Consider the following 3,850-nt stretch of genomic DNA (forward strand, 5'->3'; position numbering starts at 1 on the left):
GCCTGGTGCTGCGCGAAGCTGGCGGCGCTCTTGGTGCGTCCGCCGATACTGCTGCGAGTGTGCCCTGCCGATTGATCGTCACCGCGCCGCGCGCGTCGGGCTCGCCGATTATGGGCAGGGTGTCGCGTACCTGTTGGGATGTGGCTGGTGTGGGCGCGATCTGCAGGTGGACGTCGTATGTCCAGCCCGCGCGTAGTTGTGCGTTGCCGTTAAGGTTCAGTGCCTCGCCGGTGTTACTTAGCTGGGCTGTGGCGACGATGTCTTCCTGCGCCAGGCTAACGTTCACATCGCCCAGCGATAACGACGCCGGCTGCACCAGCCGCGCATCGCGCCAGACGATCAACCCGTCCGCCGCCTGTGGGCCGACATCGTTGAACGCCAGTTCATCGATGTCGGCCTCGATTGGGCCATCGAGCGTCACGCCGTAGTTCGAAGCGATCGGCGCCAGCAACTGTTCGCCGCCTTCGAGGTGCGCATCGAACACGTGATAGGCGCTGAGACCACGGGCGATATTCCCATGTGCCCGCAGATCCACGCGCTCGACACTTACGTCTGCCTGGATGCGGCCTAACAGCAACGCGTGCGGCCGCAATTCCCAGCTCACCTGCCCAAAATCGAAGCCGCGAAACCGCAACTGGCTCGCCTGACCCTGCCAGACCGTGCCTTGCAGGTTGCTGGCGTGAATGTCAGGCGGCAGATACTCGTCAGCCAGGTGCGCGGGCGCCGTCACAATCAGTGACACTAGGAAGGCGAAAATGCCGAGAATAGCCAGTTTGATCATTATGAGAAGGCCATTATGGGTAGTTCACGACCGTTGCAGACTGAGGCGGGCGTCAACCCGGCCGGGCGTGGTTTCGGGCGTGATCGTGGCGCGCGTAACGTCAACGTTGTATTGGCCCTTGAGCGTGCCCAGCCAGCGGACCATGGTATCGAAGTCCGCGTTTTCCAGCGACAGGCGTACGCCGCTGTCGCCTTCGGGCTCCATGCGCGTGATCGGATCCCGCACCTTGCCCTGCGTGGCGGTGCTGTCGACGATGGAGAGCAGCGACCGATTCATGTCGGTCGCGGCCGTGTTCGGAATCGCGAGCCGCGCCTGCCGGACCTGCTGGCCGGCGTCGCGCATCCACGCCAGCACCTCCCGCTGCGCCTTTACATTGACGACCAGTTGCGCGTGCCGTGCCGCAATCGGCGCCCAGACCAGCATGTACAGCAGAGCGATAGCCACGAACGCGCCGCATGCCACCACCATCAGGCGTTCACGCGGTTGTAACGCATAAAACCAGTCTTTCATCCGCGTCTCTCCCGGATCACCAGCCGGCCGTTTACCGCGTTGCCGCGCGTCTCGGCAGATTCTATGCGGGCGGCCAGGCCCTGCTCTTCAATATTCTGTTTGATCGCTTCCAGCGATTGCAGCTCGCGCGCGCTCAGGCTGACGTTAAGAGCTTCGTCCAGATAATCGAGGTTAACGATGCTCACGTCGGCCGCGTCCGTAAGCGCGCGGCCACCGGCGTTCAGCAATGGCATGAAGCCGGCTTGTGTATCAGTCTCGCTCGCCTGGCGCAGCGCCTGAAGTTCTTGTTCCATTTGCACGCGAGCATTGACGATCCGGGTGGTGCCGGGAAACGTTTCCCGATAAACCTGCGCGATGTCCACCTGCAGGCTGACATCCTGTTCCGCCAGACGCCGGTAATCCAGGGTGGTGTTGACCGCCTGCAGCGCGACCCAGACCCCGGCCAGAGCGGCGGCCGCGCGCCAGTGCTTAAACAGCCTGACCACATCGCTCTTGACGCGATACTGCCCCTGCATCACATTGATGGTGCGCTTCTCATCGATGCCGGCCGCCCAGCCAGGCGACGGCGTGCTGGCGCGCAGCTCGTAGGTGACGGTGGGAAGCCGCGGCAATGGTGCGGCGTCGGCCTCGCCGTCGATTCCATACACATCGATAGCGACCGGCGGCGTGGCGGCCTCTTCCAGCATGCAGCTCAGCATGACCTCGAGATTATCGGGCTCCAGGGTGAATCCGCTGAACGCGCCGGTGCGCAGCAGTGCGCGGTCCGGCTCGATCAGCAGACTCCAGCGCTGCTCGCCATGCAGCGGCACGGCCAGCACATCGGGGATTAGCACCTGCGGGATCAGCCCGGCGCGACGCAACTGCGCCAGCCACAGATCCATGTCGGTACGCGCAACCACCGCCACCGGATAACTGCCATCGACCTGGCGGTGGCCGGGCGCGAAATGCATTTGCTCAACGTTCTCGGCCAGTTCTTCTTCCAGCGCGAACGGCATGGCGCGCACCAGCTGCTCGCGGTTGCGCGCCTTGAGATTGACGGTCGTCAGCAGAATGTTTTCGCTGGGCGCCAGCACCACGCAGCGCCGGTAATGGGCGGCAGACGCCGCGTCGTTCAGCGATCCGTACGCGGGCTCGCCCACAGGATGCCGGTTCGCACCGATCACCTGCCATGCCGCGCCAGGCGATTCGGCTACCTCCGCGTCCGCTTCGCTCGTGTCCGCGTGCGGATCGTATGTGGCGGGCAAAAGCCGGATGAGTATCGTTTCCATAATGTCGGTCCCCGATGAATATTCTTGGTTTCTAGAACCCCTGCGTGCGGCGGAGCACCCTGATTTCATCGCTCTCGCGCACCAGCAGACTGTTCAGTTCCGCGCGGCCGTGGCCGATGCTTGTCTCGATGCGGACTTCGAAGAACTGGGTGGTGACGCCTAACGAAGTGTCGCTGCCGGTCGGCAGCGTAATGCCCGCCACGGTCTGTACCGCATTTATAAAATCTTCCGCCGTGGTAAACGGATTTTCCTGCCTGTACTTGACCAGCGCGACCGCAGTTTTCGGGTCCATACCTGGCGCCAGGGTCATCATCACTTCCGGTGGCGCAGTGTTCACGTTAATGAGCGTGGACGCGGGCAGGGCACTTATAAACGGTTGGAGCCGCTGATAGACCTTCGCGTTAAAACCCATAACCAGGCGCAACTCCGAGATGCTGGTCATGGGCTGGTTTGCGGTGCGATAAGGATGGTCGAGACCGCTATAGAAGTCGTCCTCGGCGCCAGCAGGGTTAACGGGGTTGATGTCCTGATCCATCCAGTCGATGATCGGCCACATCAGGCGCGGATCCAGCCCCAACGTTACCAGCAAGCGCCGAAACTGTAGTTGCGCGCCATTGCCCGCGCCGCCGGCAGGATTGCCCTGCTGCGCCAGGTTGTTTATGTTGAAGCGCGCCTGCGCGTCGGTGATGCGGCCGACCATGTGACCGCCCGGCAGATCGATGGGTGGCAGCGGTTGCGCCCACGCCTCGACGAGCGCATCGATGTCCGGCCTGCGGTCGCGCCTTAGAATAAGCTTGGCCCACTCTTCGCCGCCTTTGGCGTATTCCCAGGCCTGCGCGCCGTCAATGAGATTGCCGGTGCGCCGAATGTCGAACTGCTGTTGCATGGCGAACGACACCGCAGTCACGGTCGCGAGCGCCACGATCAAGAGCGCCGTGACCAGCGCGACGCCACGTTCACGGCGGGGCCCGCTCATTGCGGCAACAGCATGACGCGGCGCATCTCGCCCCAGGGCTCGGCGGTCAGGGTCATCTCCAGCGCACGCGGTAGCGCGTCCTCGTCATTCGGGTTCTGGCCCAGGGGCGGCCAGGAAGTCTGCCACTGGCGCCGTTCGTCCATGTATCTGAACTCCACTCCCATGACGGATTCCAGCAGATTCGTGCGCAAGGTGGTGTCCTCGTCGGCACCGTCCAGCATCGGCCAGGTCAGCCGGAGCAACTGCTCGTTCTCTTCATCGTAGTCGTAGGCCACCCGTTGCAGTTCGCTGCGCTTCTGGCCGGCGGGATTTGTC

General features: G+C 63.4%; 5 protein-coding genes. All 5 read right to left on the bottom strand.

What is annotated here, in order from left to right:
• Positions 1 to 781: type II secretion system protein N (locus H0V34_04915; GenBank protein MBA2491064.1), on the bottom strand; the 781-nt coding region annotated here is incomplete at its 3' end.
• A 24-nt stretch (positions 782 to 805) separates the two neighbouring features.
• A complete protein-coding gene (locus H0V34_04920) occupies positions 806 to 1,291 on the bottom strand; it encodes a type II secretion system protein M (protein ID MBA2491065.1) in 486 nt (161 codons plus the stop codon).
• Entirely contained in the window at positions 1,288 to 2,559 is a 1,272-nt protein-coding gene (gspL, locus tag H0V34_04925) for a type II secretion system protein GspL (GenBank protein MBA2491066.1), read from the bottom strand. Before gspL ends, H0V34_04920 begins: the two co-directional genes overlap by 4 nt.
• 31 nt (positions 2,560 to 2,590) lie before the next feature.
• Positions 2,591 to 3,535 carry a type II secretion system minor pseudopilin GspK gene (gene gspK, locus H0V34_04930; protein ID MBA2491067.1) on the bottom strand — a complete coding sequence of 315 codons (945 nt, stop codon included), beginning with the start codon at positions 3,533 to 3,535 and terminating at the stop codon, positions 2,591 to 2,593.
• A partial coding sequence (locus H0V34_04935; protein MBA2491068.1) for a type II secretion system protein GspJ occupies positions 3,532 to 3,850 on the bottom strand: 319 nt, incomplete at its 5' end. The genes H0V34_04935 and gspK, both read right to left, overlap by 4 nt.

The organism is Gammaproteobacteria bacterium, from assembly GCA_013696315.1.
GTDB lineage: Bacteria > Pseudomonadota > Gammaproteobacteria > JACCYU01 > JACCYU01 > JACCYU01.

Bases quoted from the DNA above. Each gene is read 5' to 3' on its own strand.
- gspL (MBA2491066.1), bottom strand. From the start codon at position 2,559: ATGGAAACGATACTCATCCGGCTTTTGCCCGCCACATACGATCCGCAC.
- H0V34_04920 (MBA2491065.1), bottom strand. From the start codon at position 1,291: ATGAAAGACTGGTTTTATGCGTTACAACCGCGTGAACGCCTGATGGTG.
- gspK (MBA2491067.1), bottom strand. From the start codon at position 3,535: ATGAGCGGGCCCCGCCGTGAACGTGGCGTCGCGCTGGTCACGGCGCTC.